The sequence below is a fragment of the Bacteroides sp. AM23-12 genome (genome assembly GCF_003434395.1).
Classification (GTDB): Bacteria; Bacteroidota; Bacteroidia; order Bacteroidales; family Bacteroidaceae; genus Bacteroides; species Bacteroides thetaiotaomicron.
Window position 1 is genome coordinate 23,445 of the sequence record NZ_QTLF01000032.1, and the last position, 18,062, is coordinate 41,506.

At 44.9% G+C, this 18,062-nt stretch carries 11 protein-coding genes; 3 read left to right on the top strand and 8 right to left on the bottom strand.

Features of this window, described 5'->3' with window-relative positions; all coding sequences use genetic code 11:
- Nucleotides 1–301: 301 nt before the first annotated feature.
- Entirely contained in the window at nt 302–1,357 is a 1,056-nt protein-coding gene (locus DW640_RS19360) for a winged helix DNA-binding domain-containing protein (RefSeq protein WP_048695592.1), read from the bottom strand.
- Nucleotides 1,358–1,557: 200 nt separating this feature from the next.
- Between DW640_RS19360 and aroA the strand changes: the two genes are divergently transcribed.
- The 3 genes from aroA to DW640_RS19375 all read left to right on the top strand — a co-directional run bounded on the left by aroA (nt 1,558) and on the right by DW640_RS19375 (nt 4,161).
- Nucleotides 1,558–2,787, top strand: a complete 1,230-nt coding sequence (aroA, locus tag DW640_RS19365) for a 3-phosphoshikimate 1-carboxyvinyltransferase (RefSeq protein WP_072066187.1) — start codon at nt 1,558–1,560, stop codon at nt 2,785–2,787.
- Nucleotides 2,788–2,800: 13 nt separating this feature from the next.
- On the top strand, nt 2,801–3,370 hold the full coding sequence (locus DW640_RS19370) for a Crp/Fnr family transcriptional regulator (RefSeq protein ID WP_008763969.1): 570 nt from the start codon (nt 2,801–2,803) through the stop codon (nt 3,368–3,370).
- A gap of 74 nt (nt 3,371–3,444) precedes the next feature.
- Nucleotides 3,445–4,161 carry an SDR family NAD(P)-dependent oxidoreductase gene (locus tag DW640_RS19375; RefSeq protein WP_117578850.1) on the top strand — a complete coding sequence of 239 codons (717 nt, stop codon included), beginning with the start codon at nt 3,445–3,447 and terminating at the stop codon, nt 4,159–4,161.
- A 23-nt stretch (nt 4,162–4,184) separates the two neighbouring features.
- Here the strand turns inward: DW640_RS19375 and DW640_RS19380 are convergent, their stop codons facing one another.
- The 7 genes from DW640_RS19380 to DW640_RS19410 all read right to left on the bottom strand — a co-directional run bounded on the left by DW640_RS19380 (nt 4,185) and on the right by DW640_RS19410 (nt 17,892).
- The gene (locus DW640_RS19380; RefSeq protein WP_072066170.1) at nt 4,185–5,183 is read right to left on the bottom strand and encodes a M28 family metallopeptidase; all 999 of its coding nucleotides are present in this window, start codon (nt 5,181–5,183) and stop codon (nt 4,185–4,187) included.
- A 160-nt stretch (nt 5,184–5,343) separates the two neighbouring features.
- Nucleotides 5,344–8,925, bottom strand: a complete 3,582-nt coding sequence (locus DW640_RS19385; RefSeq protein WP_233525459.1) for a glycoside hydrolase family 2 TIM barrel-domain containing protein — start codon at nt 8,923–8,925, stop codon at nt 5,344–5,346.
- A 21-nt stretch (nt 8,926–8,946) separates the two neighbouring features.
- Nucleotides 8,947–10,401, bottom strand: coding sequence for an alpha-L-fucosidase (locus DW640_RS19390; protein ID WP_008763973.1), 1,455 nt, complete (start codon nt 10,399–10,401; stop codon nt 8,947–8,949).
- A gap of 26 nt (nt 10,402–10,427) precedes the next feature.
- The gene (locus DW640_RS19395; protein WP_117578852.1) at nt 10,428–12,101 is read right to left on the bottom strand and encodes a GxGYxYP domain-containing protein; all 1,674 of its coding nucleotides are present in this window, start codon (nt 12,099–12,101) and stop codon (nt 10,428–10,430) included.
- Between the two features lie 17 nt (nt 12,102–12,118).
- Nucleotides 12,119–13,090, bottom strand: a complete 972-nt coding sequence (locus tag DW640_RS19400) for a BT_3987 domain-containing protein (protein ID WP_032813636.1) — start codon at nt 13,088–13,090, stop codon at nt 12,119–12,121.
- A 31-nt stretch (nt 13,091–13,121) separates the two neighbouring features.
- The gene (locus tag DW640_RS19405; RefSeq protein ID WP_008759713.1) at nt 13,122–14,864 is read right to left on the bottom strand and encodes a RagB/SusD family nutrient uptake outer membrane protein; all 1,743 of its coding nucleotides are present in this window, start codon (nt 14,862–14,864) and stop codon (nt 13,122–13,124) included.
- 28 nt (nt 14,865–14,892) lie between these two features.
- A complete protein-coding gene (locus tag DW640_RS19410; protein WP_370448855.1) occupies nt 14,893–17,892 on the bottom strand; it encodes a SusC/RagA family TonB-linked outer membrane protein in 3,000 nt (999 codons plus the stop codon).
- Between the last annotated feature and the right edge of the window lie 170 nt (nt 17,893–18,062).

Here is an 18,062-nt window from a genome sequence, read left to right on the forward strand (position 1 = left end):
CACTCAGAACAATTACCCTTTAGGGAGATGTATGGCTAAACAAGTATTCCATCAGCCAAAATAATCGTCATTCTTGGCTATTTTCTTCCGTTGCACCTAGGTACAACAATTGTCTCACCTTGGTTAAACAACTGAAGCACCTAGGTGACTCTTTCGTTTCACCTAGGTGCAACGAAAAAAAATCGCTATTTATGTGATTAATGAGTAACTATCGTCGGCTAATGGATAGTAACAGAACCCGGTTCCATATCCTAACGGAACTTTCCACTAAACACTCCCACTTTACCAGTGTCCCATCAAGCTATTTTCCCAAAAAACGGGCAAACTTCTGCCGCTCCCGTTCCAACGTTTCTTCATCCATATCGGCCACCTGTCTGAACCATGAATATTTCAGGTCGACACTTTTCTTCTTTTCCGATTTATCCCAGTTTCCTATGACCTGACCGTTATGAAGGACAATCGGAAAGAACAGTCCGTTGTTAGTAAACGCTTTGGGATAATGTTCAAGGGGCAGAACATCCGTCCGGTCTTTATATCCCAGCAGATATTCATCATAGGAGGGCAAAAGATGTATATGTCCCGACAGTTTGCCACGAGTCCGGCAGGTGTCATGAATATACCATGTCTGTTCTTTCCATTGTTCGGTTGTCAGTTCCGAAGCAATCAGATAAACAGCCTGTTTTGCATCCGAAACCGGCAGCCCCGACCACCAAATGAAATCCTGCAAAACTGCCGGAGAATGGCTACGGAAATAACTCCGTGCCAAGCGCGCCAAAGACTCGTCTTTCGTCAGTTCGGGCATCGGCGGAACCCGTTCTTCCAAAAGTGCGTACGTGCATTTGCTTCCTCTGTCCTCGCCACTACAAATGATGCCTTCCTGCTCCGCACGTGCCATAAAGCGAGTCATACGGTGATTGTCCGCCACAATCCCCGAACGGTTAAAGTGTTCGGCAATCTCTTGTTTTGTCAGGCTTTTCTTTCCACAAAGAATCTTCTCCAACAGGTCATGCGCTTTCGTATAGAGTTCGTTTGGGATGTCCAGATCATATCCTTTCGCAAAAGAATCATTTGCCGAAATAATACGTTGCGCGGAAAGTTTCAGCATCCAGCGGATATCCTCTGCCGCCACCAGATGCCACGTAGGACGCATCACATGAGTCCTCAGAATTTCTCCCTCACGCAACGCCTTCTCTACTGTTTGAATTGTAGCCGATTTCAGACGCATCCCTACTGCCCACTTCACCATGGAATAGTTCTGTGCCTGCATGGCTCCCATCCAAGACACCAACTCTTTAGGTTCACGGAAAAGTGGATTTAATAACTGCTGATTCAGCAAACGGATATTCGGTATATTCATAAATTAGTTATTTTATTTGCCACAAATATAAAGTTTCTTCGCAAACTATTCATTATAAACTGTTAATTGATAAACCAAATATCAGCAGAAACATCGGTACAGATATTATTTCAACTCTCTCAATAAGAGTCAGAAGCTGTTGGAAGTCTCCGAATAAATCTCTACTTTTGTACTCCATAACAAAGAATATACTTAGAATGATGCTCTATAAACTTATTTCCCCTTCCATGGTAAAGGCAACAATCCAGTTGCCAGCTTCCAAAAGTATCAGCAACCGTGCACTCATCATCAATGCGCTGGGTAAAGGCATTTATCCACCGGAAAACCTGTCCGATTGCGATGATACCCAAGTCATGATAAAAGCCCTGACCGAAGGTAAAGAGACTATAGACATCATGGCAGCCGGAACCGCCATGCGTTTCCTGACCGCTTATCTGAGTGCCACTTCGGGAGAACGGATTATCACAGGCACCGCCCGTATGCAGCAACGCCCGATACAGATTCTGGTCAACGCCCTTCGCGAGTTGGGAGCTGAAATAGAGTACACCCATAACGAAGGATATCCGCCTCTTCGCATCAAGGGCGCAGAGCTGAAAGGAAATGAAATCACGCTGAAGGGAAACGTCAGTTCACAGTATATATCCGCCCTGCTGATGATAGGTCCTGTGCTCAAAGACGGACTGACACTGCACTTGACAGGAGAAATCATTTCCCGTCCTTATATCAATCTGACACTGCAATTAATGCAGGACTTCGGAGCAAAGGCGGCATGGACTTCGCCCAGCAGCATCTCCGTAGCTCCGCAACCGTATCAGAGTGTCCCCTTCACCGTAGAAAGCGACTGGAGCGCTGCTTCTTACTGGTATCAGATTGCCGCTTTGTCTCCGGAAGCAGAGATTGAACTGTTGGGATTATTCCGCAACAGTTATCAGGGAGACAGTCGGGGAGCGGAAGTATTCTCTCGTTTGGGGATCACGACGGAGTTTACTCCCCAAGGCGTAAAGATCAAAAAAACAGGCAAGGCACCGGAACGACTGGAAGAAGACTTCGTTGACATTCCGGACCTGGCACAGACGTTCGTTGTAACTTGCGCTTTATTAAATATCCCTTTCCGCTTCACAGGCTTGCAGAGTCTGAAAATAAAGGAAACAGACCGCATCGCCGCATTGAGAACCGAACTTAAAAAGCTGGGATACCTCATCGAAGAAGAAAATGACAGCGTATTGATGTGGAACGGCGAACGTTGCGAACCGGAAGCGGTTCCTGTGATTGCGACCTACGAAGACCACCGGATGGCGATGGCATTCGCACCGGCAGTAATCACCTTCCCTAAGCTGCTGATTGCTGACCCGCAAGTTGTTTCCAAATCGTATCCCGGTTATTGGGAGGATTTGAAACTTGCCGGATTCCAAGTGATAAACGAAGGTTAATCATTGTCGTACTGTGGAAGATTTCAATAAATATACTTCCCATATCAACTATTCCCCTATTGTAGATTTTACATTACAGCAGGGAAAAGAGACTTCTTATAAAAAAGGAGAGTACTTTGTACGGCAAGGAGAAGCCTGTAAGATCATGGGATTTGTTGTTTCCGGCTCTTTCCGCTATTGTTGCGTCAACAGTCTGGGCGAAAGCAGCATTGTCGGATATACATTCGACCATTCTTTTGTCGGGAATTATCCGGCTTTCCAGTTGCAGGACCAATCAAATGTAGATATTCAAGCGTTATGCGACTGTACGGTGTATGTGATCAACCATTCCCAACTGGCAGATTTCTACGACATTAACAACGACCACCAAAAACTGGGACGCCGGATTGCGGAAACTCTTCTGTGGGAAATATATGATCGGATGATCTCCATGTACAGTCTGACACCGGAAGAACGTTATCTGGATATTATCAACCGCTGTCCCGACCTGCTGAAACTGATTACTTTAAAAGAACTTGCCTCCTATCTCCTGATTCGTCCGGAAACATTGAGCCGTATCCGGAGAAAAGTAGTTCGGAAGTAAATTCTTGATTTCAATCAAGATTTTATTCAGACTCCTCCCCTACCTTTGCAGGCAAACATAGTCTATTTTAATTCATGAAGAAAATAATAATTGTAGGCGCAACCTCCGGCATCGGTCGTGGATTGGCAGAACAGTATGCCCGTGAAGACTACCTTATCGGCATCACCGGTCGCCGTGAGAATCTATTAAAAGAAATTTGCGCACAAGATAAAGATAAACTATTCTATCAGGTATGTGACATCACTCACACAGAAACGACCCTTTTATCACTGGAAACGCTTGTACAAGAAATGGGAGACATGGATATGCTGATTATCTGTGCCGGAACGGGGGAACTGAATCCGCAGCTCTCCTATCAGCTCGAAGAACCGACCTTATTGACCAACGTAGTGGGATTTACCAATATCGCCGACTGGGGGTTCCGGTACTTTGAACAGCAGAAAGGCGGGCATCTGATTAACATTTCCTCAGTAGGCGGAACACGCGGCAGCGGTGTAGCACCAGCTTATAATGCTTCAAAAGCCTATCAAATCAATTACATGGAGGGACTGCGGCAAAAGGCGGCAAAGCTACCCTTTGCTGTCTACACCACTGACATCCGTCCGGGATTTGTAGATACAGCGATGGCGAAAGGAGAAGGATTGTTTTGGGTTACTCCTGTCGATAAAGCCGTAAAACAAATCAAAAAGGCTATATCAGACAGGAAAAAAGTCGCCTTTATCTCCAAAAGATGGAAATATGTGGCATGGTTATTCAAACTGATTCCTTCCGCCCTTTATTGCAAGATGTAAAACAGCCTTTCAGTGAGGCTGAGTTACCATGAAGCTTCATTGGCCATCTTCCACATATTAAGAAAAGAAGCCTTGGTGATTTCCACTATCTTATCCCAGTTTAACCGGTCAGCATGATCGGATGGCTGGTGATAATCGGGATGTCCGTCCGTATGATACCAGATAATAGGAATACCTGCTTTGGCAAACGTTCCATTGTCACTGCCCCCTACCGGATTGTCCCAGGCACGATAGTCCGGTTCCAACTGTAAACCATACTTCTTAATATCCTTTTTCAGCCAGTCTCCAAAAGAGGGGTGAGCAGCTGTATAGAAATAGACGACATGTTTCGGTTGTTCCGGCTTATTGTTGCGACCTATCATATCAAAGTTGAGATATCCCTTGATCTGCGAAACAAAAGGGCAAGTCTGTACAAAATATTTAGAACCGAGCAATCCCTTTTCTTCTCCGTCCCAAAAGGCAAAGATTACATTTCGCTCCGGTTGTTGTCCGCTTGCAAGAAATGCCCGGGCAATCTGCAATACAGCCGAGACACCGGAAGCATTGTCATCCGCGCCGTTATAAATCTGATCTCCGTCAAGTGCCGGGTCTATCCCCAAATGGTCAAAGTGAGCGCCTACGATGACATATTCCTTCATATTCTTACCGGGAATCATAGCCAGTACGTTCCTCATAGATAGTTTTTGATGAACTTCCTGTTTCAGCTTCGCTACAGAGTCCGGATGAACTTCCAGACGTCCTTTCTTCTGACGCTCTTTGCGGTAAGCATCAAAAGGCTGGAAGTAGCTTTCGTTCAGAGGTTGGATTCCCATCCATTGTAAGATAGATGCTATATACTCAGAGGAGACATACGAACCGTGGAATCCGGCTTCACGTCCCTGTAATTCATCACTTGCAAGGAAACCGATTGTTGCTTCGGCAGAAGAACGGTTGATCGTGTTCAAGCCTTTTTCTACGGGAGACTGTGCAAAAGTTACTGTTCCTACAAGTATTAATCCGAATAATATAATTCTTTGTTTCATCGTGGTATATAATTTAGAGTCCATGTTACAAAAGTACGAAAAGAACACAGAATCTATCCTTAAATACAAAAAAAGAGTAAGCAGTTGCCATCTTTTATAAGATTTGGCTGCTCACTCTTTCTACAAACTATTAAGACCTTGTTATCCTGTCAATCTTTCCTTATTTTGAAAAAGGAGACATGCGGAAAGCATATTTATAAACTGTATTCTTCTGAATTTCATAAGCGGGACGGGGACCCGGTCCGCAACTGGCATTACCCAGACCACGCTGTATGCAATCCAGATTCAGCACCACCTCCGCACGATAAATATCAGGCAAGGCATGACCGTACTTGATTTCAAACAAGTCCTTATCCGTATAGTGCAAAGCACTGAAATCAAATGTATCGGCAGCAGTAATCTTGATTCCTTTACCTGCTTTATTGGTCAAAGTCAGCCAGCGGGTATCACAACGCCCACCCATCGTCTGAGAACGGGCATAACTCTCTTTCATATCATTGACAGCAGACTGGTATTTGCCGACATAAGCCGCATTCTTCCGATCCCGATAATTTTCTATCGGACCGCGACCATACCATTCCAACTGCTCCAACGAAGGATTAAAGAAGGCCTGTAACGACAGACGGGGAAGATTAAAGTCATCATTCGTTGTAAAAGAAGCATCCACATCTATTTCACCATTACCATACAAACGGTAAATCAATGTATAAGGCACTTTCACATCTCCGACGGTTTCCTGCAACTGAATCGTTACAATTGCCGACTGATTATCTTCCGAGCATTTCCAGTCGAAACTGATTACCTCCGTTTGGGTATCCTGCCATTTACGCACATCGTTATTGATAAAACGGAACGTATTCAGCGACCATCCTTCACGCAGATGAAGCATATTATCGCCATTATAACGGATACCGGTCAACTTGCCTTCTTTCTTATCAAAGGTGATTTCTACACCGGGACGGCGGAAGAACAAATAACGCTTCTCCTCTTCCACCACCTTAAACAGAGATTCTTTAGATGAGGCGGAAACTGCTACCGGCTGTAGCCCGGTATTCGGGGATTTTTGAAGCAAAAGTTGTTCCGTAGCTACGATATGTCCGGCTTTTGCCCATACGCAATCCTTCTTTAGTTTTATTTCAAGGTTCAAATAATATTCACCTTCTGAAGTTAAATAGCGGGAATAAGGTATCTGCACCGCACGATGCTCTCCAGGCTTACCATCGGGTAGGCTGAACTCTTCTTCCGCTATCGGCACACCATCTTTCAAAATCACATAGCGCAGATTAAAATCATGCAGATTCAGGAAAGCATAGCGGTTACGAACGCCGATACTGTTTTCAGCATTCGGTTCCAATGTGATATATTGGTAGACTTTCTTCACTTCCCACAACTTAGGAGTAACCTGACGATCAGCCGTCACAATCCCGTTACAACAGAAATCATTGTCGTTAGGGCGATCACCGAAGCTGCCTCCAAAATAATAATGATCGGCAGGCTGTCCGGGCATATTAATGCCCTGATCCACCCAATCCCAGATGCATCCTCCGATCATACGTTTCGAATGATGCTCAATATAATCCCAGTATTCTTCCAAATTACCGATGGCGTTGCCCATCGCATGAGCATATTCACAAAGGAAATAAGGCTTGTTACGGGGGTGCTCGTCCTGTTCGATCATACTTTCAATCGAAGGATACATACGGGAATCCATATCGGCCACATCGTTCATTCCTTCATAATGGATATAACGGTCGTCTATCGCTTTGGCCGCCTGATAGGTAGCCTCAAAATTACGACCACCACCGGACTCATTGCCCATTGACCAGAAAATGACCGAAGGATGATTCTTATCCCGTTCCACCATACGCACCATCCGGTCGACGTAAGCTCCTTCCCAACTTTCACGGTTTGACAGCGACATATTGCCGTGACACTCAATATCGGCCTCATCCATGACGTACAAGCCATAATAATCATACAGCGAATACATCTTCGGATCGTTCGGATAATGACTGGTACGAATCGTGTTGAGATTGAAACGCTTAAAGAGAAGAATGTCCTCTATCATACTTTCCACCGGAACAGCTTTTCCAAACTGCGGATGTATGTCATGCCGATTGGCTCCTTTAAAAAGGATCAATGCATTGTTGATATACACCTTATTATTCCGGATCTCTATCTTACGGAAGCCATATTGCTGGCTCGTCGCTTCAAGCACATTGCCTGCGGCATCAAGCAGTTCCAGTTGGACGGTATACAGAGAAGGAGTCTCAGCACTCCATAACCGAGGGTCGCGAATCGTAGTCGTACCTTCACAGACGTTTTCCTGTCCACCAGTTATCTTACCGGTAGGTATGATAAACGAACTCACAGGCTTTCCTTCCGTATTCAGCAAAGAGACACGTACGGTAGCTTCCTGTACTTTCTTTCCGTAATTATGCACATCCGTTTTCACTTTCAGTTCCGCTTTATCCAGACGGTCGCTGATCTGAGAAGTCAGGTGAATGTCACGTAGACGAACTTTCGGACTGGCTACCAAATAAACATCCCGATGAATACCACTTAAACGGAACATATCCTGATCTTCAAGGAAACTGCCGTCACACCAGCGGTAAACTTCCACGGCAACCGTATTATTACCCGCTTTGACGTAAGGAGTGATACGAAATTCTGCATCATTACTGGACCCTTGCGAATAACCGACTTTCTTACCGTTGATCCATACATAAGCTGCACTATAAATTCCATCGAAATGGATAAAGACTTCTTTGTCTTTCCAGTCGGCAGGAAGAGCAAATTCACGGCGATAAGATCCTACCGCATTCGGCTCTTTCTCTACAGTATATCCACGCTGCCCCTGTATAAAAGGAGGATTGTTACGGATGGGATAAGTAATATTGGTATAAATAGGTGTACCATATCCGTGCATCTCCCAGTTGGAGGGAACAGGAATCTCTTTCCAGCCAGAGACATCATAACTCGTTTTATAGAAATCCACCGGACGTTCCGAAGGTTGTTTCACCCAGTTAAACTTCCAGTTTCCATTCAACAGCAGATAACGGGAAGAGCGGGTACGCTCCCAAGGACGGGTATAAGCGGGATCCGCCTTCATCTCTTCCGAATTGGCGAAAGGAATAAATGTAGCCCTGCCTTCTTCTTTATTGATTGCATAGATACGTTCATTTTCCCAGTCATTATGACTCGTTGTTTTCAAGGCTTCCGCCACTACTTTCAGATTCGATTTCCGTATCTGCCACTGCTGGTTACTTTTCGAAGCTTCCGGTTCTAACTGAAAGACAGGCTCTCCGACCAGTCCGGCATCAGGAAATCCTAAGTTATAGCCAGTCCCGACATTGGTTAATACGTAATTTCCATTCGGCAAAGCCGTTATTTTCCATTGCTGATTCGGATTTTTAGGGTCTGCCGACCATTGAATCACGGAACATTCTACTTTTCCTTTACCACTATTATCTACATTCATTTGAGTCAAGGGACTGGTTATCGTATAACATCCCTCTTGTTCGCATGGAATCAGGTTCCAGACCTGCGATTCTTTGTCTGCCTCCTGCTTACTGATAAATATTTTCGTATTCGTATCCAGACTCTCCTGATTGTCCAGCACTAATCCGTTGACCGTATGGATTTCATATCCTTGCTTCGGATCAAACTGCTGCGCCACAACCGCAGAGGCGGAAAACGACAGTGCAATCAATGCACTTCCCAAGATTTTTAATCGTTGCATCATTTAGTAGTCTAATTTATATTATAATTTGAAAACCGGTGACTGTTTATATACGCCAAAAGTATGGATAGCCGGACAAGCCTTACCGTCCTGAATACGCAAACGTACCTGCTTTGCTTTCACCGGTGCCAGACGTACAATCCATTTATGACCAATGGCCTGCTTGTCCGTCGCCTCCGGAATTGTGATCCAGTTTTTGCCATCAACAGTGTACTCCACACTCCACTTCGTCGTCCGATGTCCCAATTCGATAACTTCTTCGATCATCAGACAATCAAACTCAATAGTTTTGGGCAAGGTAAAAATTATATCCGCTTTTACCTCTCCGTCTTTTCCGGCAAAATAAGTGTTTTTCTCATTGTCCAGCATTTTTTCCGGACTATACTTTGCGCCCCGTACATTGGTCGCTTTCACTTTGGCTCCTCTCAACAGATTCGTACTGAAAGTCTCATCAATCCCCTGTTTTAACAAGGCGGCGTGCAGCGAATCGGTCGAATGAATCAAACCACGTCTGTCGGGCGGGAAATTCAGAAGCAATACACTATTACGCCCCACGGAGGTACAGTAGATATCCCAAAGTTCACGGACACTCTTCACACGGCTATCCTCTTCGGCATGATAGAACCAGCTGGGACGTATTGAAACATCTGTTTCTGCCGGAATATACGCATCACCATCCAGCATACCCTCATTTAAACCTTTGTAATACTGAGCTTCATCACGAATAGCTACTGAGTCAGTCGTCGCCCAACAAGGATCACCCGCTTCTCCCGCTTCATTCCCCATCCAGCGGACATCAGCAAACGGATAAGAATTCTTTGTACCGAAGATAACGCAATCCGGCTGTTTCTCACGGACAATCTTATACCAATGACGATAAACAGGCGTTGTCAATTCATCGGCTCCGGCGCCATCCCACCATGTTTCCCATATCTTGCCGTAATCACTCATCAGTTCGCCAAGCTGGTGGGCATAATATTCTTTGTAGCGTTCGGTCGTATATAAAGGTGAAAGGTGTTCGTGACGGTCATGAGGTCCCAGATAGATTCCCGCCTTCAATCCATACTCTTCACAAGCATCGACAAACTCGCGGACTACATCTCCTTTACCGTTCTTCCACGCTGCATTCTTCACACTATAATCTGTGTACTTGCTAGGCCACAAGCAAAATCCGTCGGCATGCTTGGCAGTCAGAATAGCAGCGGGAATCCCCGCTGCTTTTAATGTCTGCATCCACTGCCTGCAATCCAGGGCTGTTGGATTGAAAATTGCCGTACTTGCCTTCCCGTCTCCTTCATTCACATATTCTTCAAATGTATTGATTCCAAAATGAAAGAAGGCGATCATCTCCCGATTGTACCATTCAAGTTGACGGGCACTCGGAACCAACCCGCAAGGAGCTGGCGCTTGTTGAGCTATGACCGGCAGAGAACTGAACGCAGCAACTGCCGATGCAACTAATACTTTTATGTTCATAATAAATAACTTACGAGTATATTCGTTTATTTAGGACCCAGATTTTGTTTCACCAGCTGCACGAATTGATCGACCGGAACAACACGCACATTGTCATTCAATCCATCAATGACGGTTTTGATACTTTGCTGGTTCTTTGTCCAGCAATGTACAAATACAAAAGTATATCCGTCGGCACTATGTGGATTGGCAGAGCGGCTATTGATCTGAGAAATGACAGTCGATTCTTCACCTCTGTTCGAGCCACCGTCGATGCCTTCCCATAATACGCTTCTCTGCTCAATCACCGGCTTGCCATTATCCGAAAATTTGATTCTTCCATCTCCTTTTTCTCCATATCCTGTGTAGAAAATCGCATCGATATTAGGCTGAGCCAGATACTTATTGTAAACTTTCGGATTATCCATAATCTTCTGATCCAGAATATTACAGATATTCAAGCCTGACTTATCGACATACTCATTCAACTTAGCCAGATAATCGTCCAGGTCGGCATCCGACATCTTACTCGGGAATATATAGCTGCTGCCACTCGGACCCGCTACAAAGTAATCGCCTTCTTTGCTATTCTCATAATACCAGCGTAAAACAGCCGGAGCCAAATCGTACAGAGAAGGCGAAATGGTATATCCGAGCGGGAATTGGCCGTGCAGGTCATGATCCATGTATCCTTGTTGTCCCCAAAGGTTAAACGCGATATTATCACCGTCACTGACGAGGAATGTCACATAGTGCACATTCTCTTCGGTAACCACTTCTTTAGTTGCCGGACGCTGTTTCAGTCCTGTTGTATCATATATACTACTCAACGTGGCCAAATTAGCCGCCTGATCGGTCGGCAACATAGAAACACCCAGTTGAGAAGCATTATTCACCATGCCCCATTCATCCAGATCATAATAACCGAAACAATAAGCTCCTTTATCCAGATCCTTCAGTATAGAAGTACGCCATGACCAATCCCCGCGCGCATTGTAGTCATAAAAAGCAAAAGCATTGGTCATTGTGATATAATCACGCAGGTGATGGAAGATTTCCGGTTTCATATCGGCTGCCAGACTCTTGTCCAACTGGTCTTTATAATTCTCGTACAACCACTTCTCATCATAAGACCTTACGTCCATAAGTTCGGTTGTCACTCCCATTGCCTTTACCTTATCGACAAGAGATTCCGGTACCGCAATCCCCCGAAGCAAACCACATAAAGAAGTGGCTACATTGATCGAATGAGATTGTCCTTCCGAATAGGGCGTATAGACAATATATCCCTTGATCACTCCGGTTTCGACATAATGCTGCACCAACGGAGCCAAAGCGTTATAAGTATTTACCGGAATTCCGTACTTGTTCTGCATCTGCTTCAACCATACGGAAGAAGGACCGCCTTCATTGATATAAACCTGATCGCCCGTCACTCTTGCTGCAAGCCCTGCCAAAGTGGAAAGAATTACTTTCTCGCCATCATTCAGCCCTGTGATGGAAATAGAGTTCAGAGATTTCAGTTCACGACCTTTCAGATGTATAAATCCCCTGTCCAGCGGTTCTGCCGGATCTATCAGCCCATCACCCGGTTCTTCACCCGGACCTCCCGGATTCTCGGTAGACGGAGTATATTTAGGAACGACCACACCTGCCGTCGGATCTTCCATACAGGAGATTAACAGACAGAACGTCAAAAGTATATAAATGTATTTTTTCATGGTAATCGTTTTTTCTGTTATTTAATAATAGAAATCGCATTAATCTCTGCTACCGCTGTTGCCCATTTGCCACTATACACGGCAGTTATTGTCAGACGGAAATAACGTGCCTGCTTAAATCCCGGAAAATAGGAACGGAATTCCTCTTTTGCCCCCGCAGGAAGGTCGCTGTAAGTTCCTGCCGACTCCCACTTCGAGCCATCCAGACTGGTTTCCATCGTCATCTCCTGCGGCCATGCTTCACCATGATCTCTGGATACATACTGAAAGCCCAGCATTTTCACTTCCTGCCCCATATCTACTACGATATGATGTGGTGGCTGAGGCTCGTTGCCTTTCCATTGTGTATGCCAGAAAGTTCCTTTCAGTCCGTCAAAAGCGTGGATAGCGTGACCGTTCTCTGATCCTTCGCCGCTCGTCTCTTCCGAAGAAACTTCTACTACCTGCCATGCACTGCGATCGGCCAATGGCATCGCCCATACATCTTCCGCACCACTCAAAAGGTAATATACCGTCTGCTGAATATGATCCGCCTGCGCACCTTCTACCGAAGTGATAGTGACCGGCAGCAAATAAGAATCAAACGGCTGGATTTTTCCCTGTGCATTTACCGTAAGCACCAGATCGGCAGAAGAACTCTCCCCGGCCGGAATCACAGTTTCTGTTGTCAGCGTATAGCAATCGGAAGGAAGTAAAGGATAGTCTGTCCCACACAAAGAATTATACTCCTGCACCTTCGCCTCATCCACAGTCAACTGTACCTTTACATCTCCTCCCACTTCCTTACCGGAACGGGTCACATAGTCACTGGCAGTCACAGCCACATGAAATACTTCTCTCAGTTCTTCACCCAAATCGAAGTTTTTAATCTGCAAAGTTTTGGCTTCCGGAATATATACTTTACAAACATCATCATCACTACATCCACTCAGCAAGGCAAACGAACAAAGTACCGCACTTGCCGCCATGACAAATCTATTTAGTTTCATACGAATAATCTTTCAAGGTTTACATTCTTTATTAATATCCGGGATTCTGCCCGTTTACCCATCCGTCTTCACCACCATTTTGCTCGCGGATCACCGGATTCTTGTCTATCACATACTGCGGAATGGGCTGATAATACATACGTGGCAGGAAGGTACGTTTACCAACTTCATGATAATTGTATTCCCACACACCATCTCCATTGGTATCTTCTATTTTCATACCGCCAATCGGTTTATTCATCACTCCGTTTTCACCATCACAAATCTTCCAGCGAAGAATGTCCCACCAACGCTTATCTTCAAACGCCAGTTCTATGCGACGATCTCTCCGAATGATTTCCCGCAACTGATTTTCTGTGATTCCCTGCGGATAAGTATCGTTGATAGAAGGCATATTATCTCCACGTGTTCTCACCATATCCAGATATTCGATGGCAGTCGGTTTATCTCCGGCTTCCAAAGAAGCTTCTGCATACATCAGCAACACATCTGCATAACGGAAGAAAATATAATTTGCCATTCCGTTGCTCATTTGCAGATTGTCCGCTCCATTCACGGATTCGTCAATCGTCTTACGAGTATAGTATCCCGTATTCGTAACGTCACTATCCGAAGAAGTATCAATCTCATTGGGACTACCTACGCCTACACGAGTGATAATCTCTTCCCCCTGCCACATGGATCCGTCATACAGGATGCTCTGGTAGAAGCGTTTCTCACGATTTTTATAAGGATTATTCTTATTGTAACCGGATGCAGGGTCAGTGATAGGCAATCCGTTTGCCATGCAATAGTCGTCAACCAGTTCCTGTGTAGGCTGCATATTTCCCCAACTGGACTGTACTCCTTTTACAAACACCGGACCGAACAGGCCTTCACGACGCCCGCCATTCTGCTTAGACATCTGGAAGTCGAAGATCACTTCATCGTTATTGTTGGTAGCTTCTGTCCAAAGGTCAAGAATAGTCGGTTGCAGACGATAGACCTGCAAGTCAATTACATCTTTCAAGGTAGCCGCAGCTGCTTCCCAGCGTTTCTTGTCTTTACCCGGATTACGCAATTCACTGGCATGGAACAGTTCCACCCATCCTTTCAGCGTCAGAATTGCTCCTTTGGAAGCACGTCCCAGATCGGAACCGCTACGACGTGGAGGAAGATCATCTTTAATCTCGTCCAACTCTTTGTCGATAAACTCAAATGTTTTCTGTGCAGTCTCACGCGGATAAAAGATATCCGTACTCACGTTATTATCCAGCACTTCCGTAATGATAGGTACACCACCGTACGCCATCCAGAGATAATGATAGAACCAGGCACGCAAGAAACGCGCTTCTGCAAGACGTTCTTTCTTATAATCTGCCGAGAAATCGGATTCTGTTACTTTTGTAATGAACAGATTACAGGAGCGGATACGTTCATACTGTCCTTTGGCGTCGTCATTGTTCTGACGTCCCCATTTCCACATATCCCAAGGGCCGGGTATCCAACTGGTAGGAGATAATGCTCCGGTATAAATCGTTGTACGGGCATTCATCCATTCCGCACCTACGTATGAATTATCCGAATATTGGTCCAGATTCTGTGTTTCATTGTTCAGATGCGGCAACTGATTATAGATATCATTCAGAAACATATCGGCATTTTCTTCCGATCCCCAGACCGTTGTATCTCCAAAACGGTCTTTCGGCTCTATTTCAAGCCAGTCTTCACAGGCAGACAGCAAGGCTAATGAGCCTGCCAGGCAAACTGTTTTTATTATATTATGTATTCTCATATTCTATCTTGTTATGATGGTTAACTAATTAAAAAGTAATATTCAAACCAAAAGCATATACAGCCTGCTGCATATAGTATTTGCCATTAGCGGATTTGGCTTCCGGGTCGATCAGCTCTTTCATAAACGGAGTCCATGTCCAGAGGTTTTGTCCGGAAGCATATACGCGGGCAGAGCTGATACCAATAAAGTTCAGTGCCGAACGAGGCAAGGTATAACCGATTTCAATGCTCTTCAAACGGATATAAGTAGCATCACGTACCCACCACGAAGAAGGTTGACGATGGTTATTCACCGTTACTTCACTGGTCAGACGGGGATAGGGTGCGTTCGTGTTATCCGGCGTCCAGTGATCACTGAATTGTAACTTAGTAGCCGAACCAGAATCAAAGAAAGGCATTACCAAAGTCTCACCCAATGAAATGCTGGTACGGGTAGCCCCTTGAATCAATGCGTTCAGGTCGAAGTTCTTCCATTGAACAGTAGGAGCCAGACCGAAAATAATTTCGGGCGCCCAGTTAGAGAAACCGATTACAGTCTGGTCATGCTCGTCAATCTTTCCATCAGGCACGCCGTTAGGACCACTTAAATCTTCGTAGCGCAAATCACCCGGATATACCTGCCCCCAGGGTTGAGTAGCGATGCCTGCCTTTAAGGAACCGTCAGGATTGAAGTCATCATAAGTGAAATACCCCAAAGCATTGTATCCGAACATTGTTCCGTCAGGACGTCCTGTTCTGCGACGATTCGGGTTATTGAAGGTAGCTTCCGTCTCAAATACTTCATCCAGAATATTACGTGCGAAAGTGAAAGTACCTTTTGCACTGATCATCCAGTCTTTGCCGATACGCTTGTTGAAATTCAGAGATAAATCAATACCCTGATTGTGCATACTTCCCGCATTGACCTGTGACAAAGGAATACCATATTCTGCCGGAACCAATGCATTCGGAGCCATCAGCATATTCGAACGCTTCTCATAGAAATAGTCAGCTTCCAAAGAAAGCATACCGTTCAATACGGAAAATTCCACACCGAAGTCAAACTTCTTGGCTTTTTCCCAAGTGATGTTCGGATTTCCCTGTAAGTTTTCCCACATACCCATCATAGGTACGCCGCCAAGATTTACAGCATTTCCAAATCCATAATCACTCATATATTGATAAGAACTACCAGCCAAGTTTCCGGACTCACCATAAGAAAGGCGTAATTTCAGTTTATCCATCCATTCGATGTCCTTCATAAAAGATTCTTCCCGCAAGTTCCATCCCAGTGAGAAAGCAGGGAAGAAACCAAAACGTTTGCCCGGAGCAAAATAGTAGTGTCCGTCATAACGACCGGAAACTTCCGCCATATAACGGTTATCATAATTATACCCCAAACGGAATGCGTAACCTACCTGACGTTCTTTCCAGGACGTACCGCCGTTGCTGATATCGGCAGGGTCACTGCTTCCCGCATTGATTTCATCCATGTCAATATTATAGTTCAGACGTTTGGCACTCATGTTCCATACGTTTCTTTCGCGTGCTTCAATAACTCCGAGTCCGGTAACCGTATGCTTGCCGAAAGTCCGTGAGTAATTAATCATTCCCTGATAAGTCATGCTCACGCTTTCTTCAAATGATTGTTCAAGATTCGGTTTTTCCGGTCCCTGAAATCCTTCCATGAATTGATACGGAGTTTGTGATGCATCCAGTGTGTATACAGGTATCGGTGTCAGATATTTCTTTTTCTTCACACGATACGGGTCGTAGTTGATTACTCCTTTGATGCTTAACCCTTGAATGAAGGGAAGTTGCTGCTCTATAGAGAGAGAAGTATTCAGTTGGTCGGCCGGCTCCTGACGGTATCCGCTGCGATAAGTCAGCCCGAAAAGTGACTTACCTACATATTGTCCCCACAGACCATTCGAGTACTGAATAGCTGAGATAGGAGGAGTACGATAAGCCTGATACATGATGTCGCCTGTATCGGCACCCGGATAATTCTTCTTTTCGTGCCATCCACCCAGGCTTAAACTGATTTTCGTGTATTTGGTGGCATCCACGCTTAAATTAGCCAACAAATTGAAACGCTGGTAATCGGTAGTGCTCCACATTCCTTCCTGATAAGAATATCCTAAAGACACATAGTACTGGAATTTATCGCTACCACCGGATAGCTGTAAGTTGTGATTCGTAATCACAGAATTGTTTTGTACCAAGTCACGCAGACCGTTGCTATTAGGATAGCGGTCAGGATCGGCATCCGGATCTCCGGCACAGGTCTTCCGGTACATTTCCAGATCATGCTGTGAGTAAGCATAATAATTGGGATAACCTGCATTCATAGCCGCTTCGTTTTTCATCAAAGCATATTCATACGAATTAACCTGGTCAGTGATGCGGGTCGGGTTCTGAAAACCGATATATCTATTGTATGAAAGTACCGGGGCACCGCTTTTTCCCTTTTTTGTAGTCACCAATACTACCCCATTGGCACCGGCCATACCATAAGGAGCTACGGCAGCCGCATCTTTCAGGATAGTAATATCCTCGATCATATTCGGATCGATACGTGAAAAGTCACGGGGAACTCCATCCACTACGACCAATGGAGATTGGTTGCCTAACGTAGCCACACCACGGATTCTCAAATCAGAACCATCAGCTCCCGGTTCTCCCGATCCTTGCTTTGCAATGACTCCCGCCATACGGCCCGCCAAACTATTAGAAATATTGATAACCGGCTTTTGCGCTACATCTTTTGTCTTCATGCTTGATACAGCAGCCGTAGAAGATATCTTCTTCTGCGTACCGTAAGCCACAACCACTACTTCTTCCAGAATTTCAGAATCTTCTTCCATCACAATCTGAATGGCATTCTGATTGTTCACCGGAATATTTTTTGTGGAAAAACTAAGATTTTCTTTTAATCGGCTGATTGATAAAGCGTAAAGAGCGATAAGCCTGGTAATTGGTAGCGATTTGGTAGCGGTGCTAATTTCAGTGCATTGCTTTGCTTCACTTTTAGAACTGATACAAATATACTAATTTTGACCGAAAAAGAAAAAAACAGGAGATTTTTAGTTTTCTGTGTAAACGGAAAAAAACAAGAAAAGTGTAAGTAACAGAATAAGTGCAAAAAAGGATTTGCACCTATTCTTGTTACTAAAAATGTAAATTATTGATTTTTAGGATGTAATTCATTGGTGCA

Excerpts from the sequence above, each read along its gene's own strand:
- DW640_RS19360 (WP_048695592.1), bottom strand. The coding sequence starts at position 1,357 with ATGAATATACCGAATATCCGTTTGCTGAATCAGCAGTTATTAAATCCA.
- aroA (WP_072066187.1), top strand. The coding sequence starts at position 1,558 with ATGCTCTATAAACTTATTTCCCCTTCCATGGTAAAGGCAACAATCCAG.
- DW640_RS19375 (WP_117578850.1), top strand. The coding sequence starts at position 3,445 with ATGAAGAAAATAATAATTGTAGGCGCAACCTCCGGCATCGGTCGTGGA.
- DW640_RS19380 (WP_072066170.1), bottom strand. The coding sequence starts at position 5,183 with ATGAAACAAAGAATTATATTATTCGGATTAATACTTGTAGGAACAGTA.
- DW640_RS19385 (WP_233525459.1), bottom strand. The coding sequence starts at position 8,925 with ATGCAACGATTAAAAATCTTGGGAAGTGCATTGATTGCACTGTCGTTT.
- DW640_RS19390 (WP_008763973.1), bottom strand. The coding sequence starts at position 10,401 with ATGAACATAAAAGTATTAGTTGCATCGGCAGTTGCTGCGTTCAGTTCT.
- DW640_RS19395 (WP_117578852.1), bottom strand. The coding sequence starts at position 12,101 with ATGAAAAAATACATTTATATACTTTTGACGTTCTGTCTGTTAATCTCC.
- DW640_RS19400 (WP_032813636.1), bottom strand. The coding sequence starts at position 13,090 with ATGAAACTAAATAGATTTGTCATGGCGGCAAGTGCGGTACTTTGTTCG.
- DW640_RS19405 (WP_008759713.1), bottom strand. The coding sequence starts at position 14,864 with ATGAGAATACATAATATAATAAAAACAGTTTGCCTGGCAGGCTCATTA.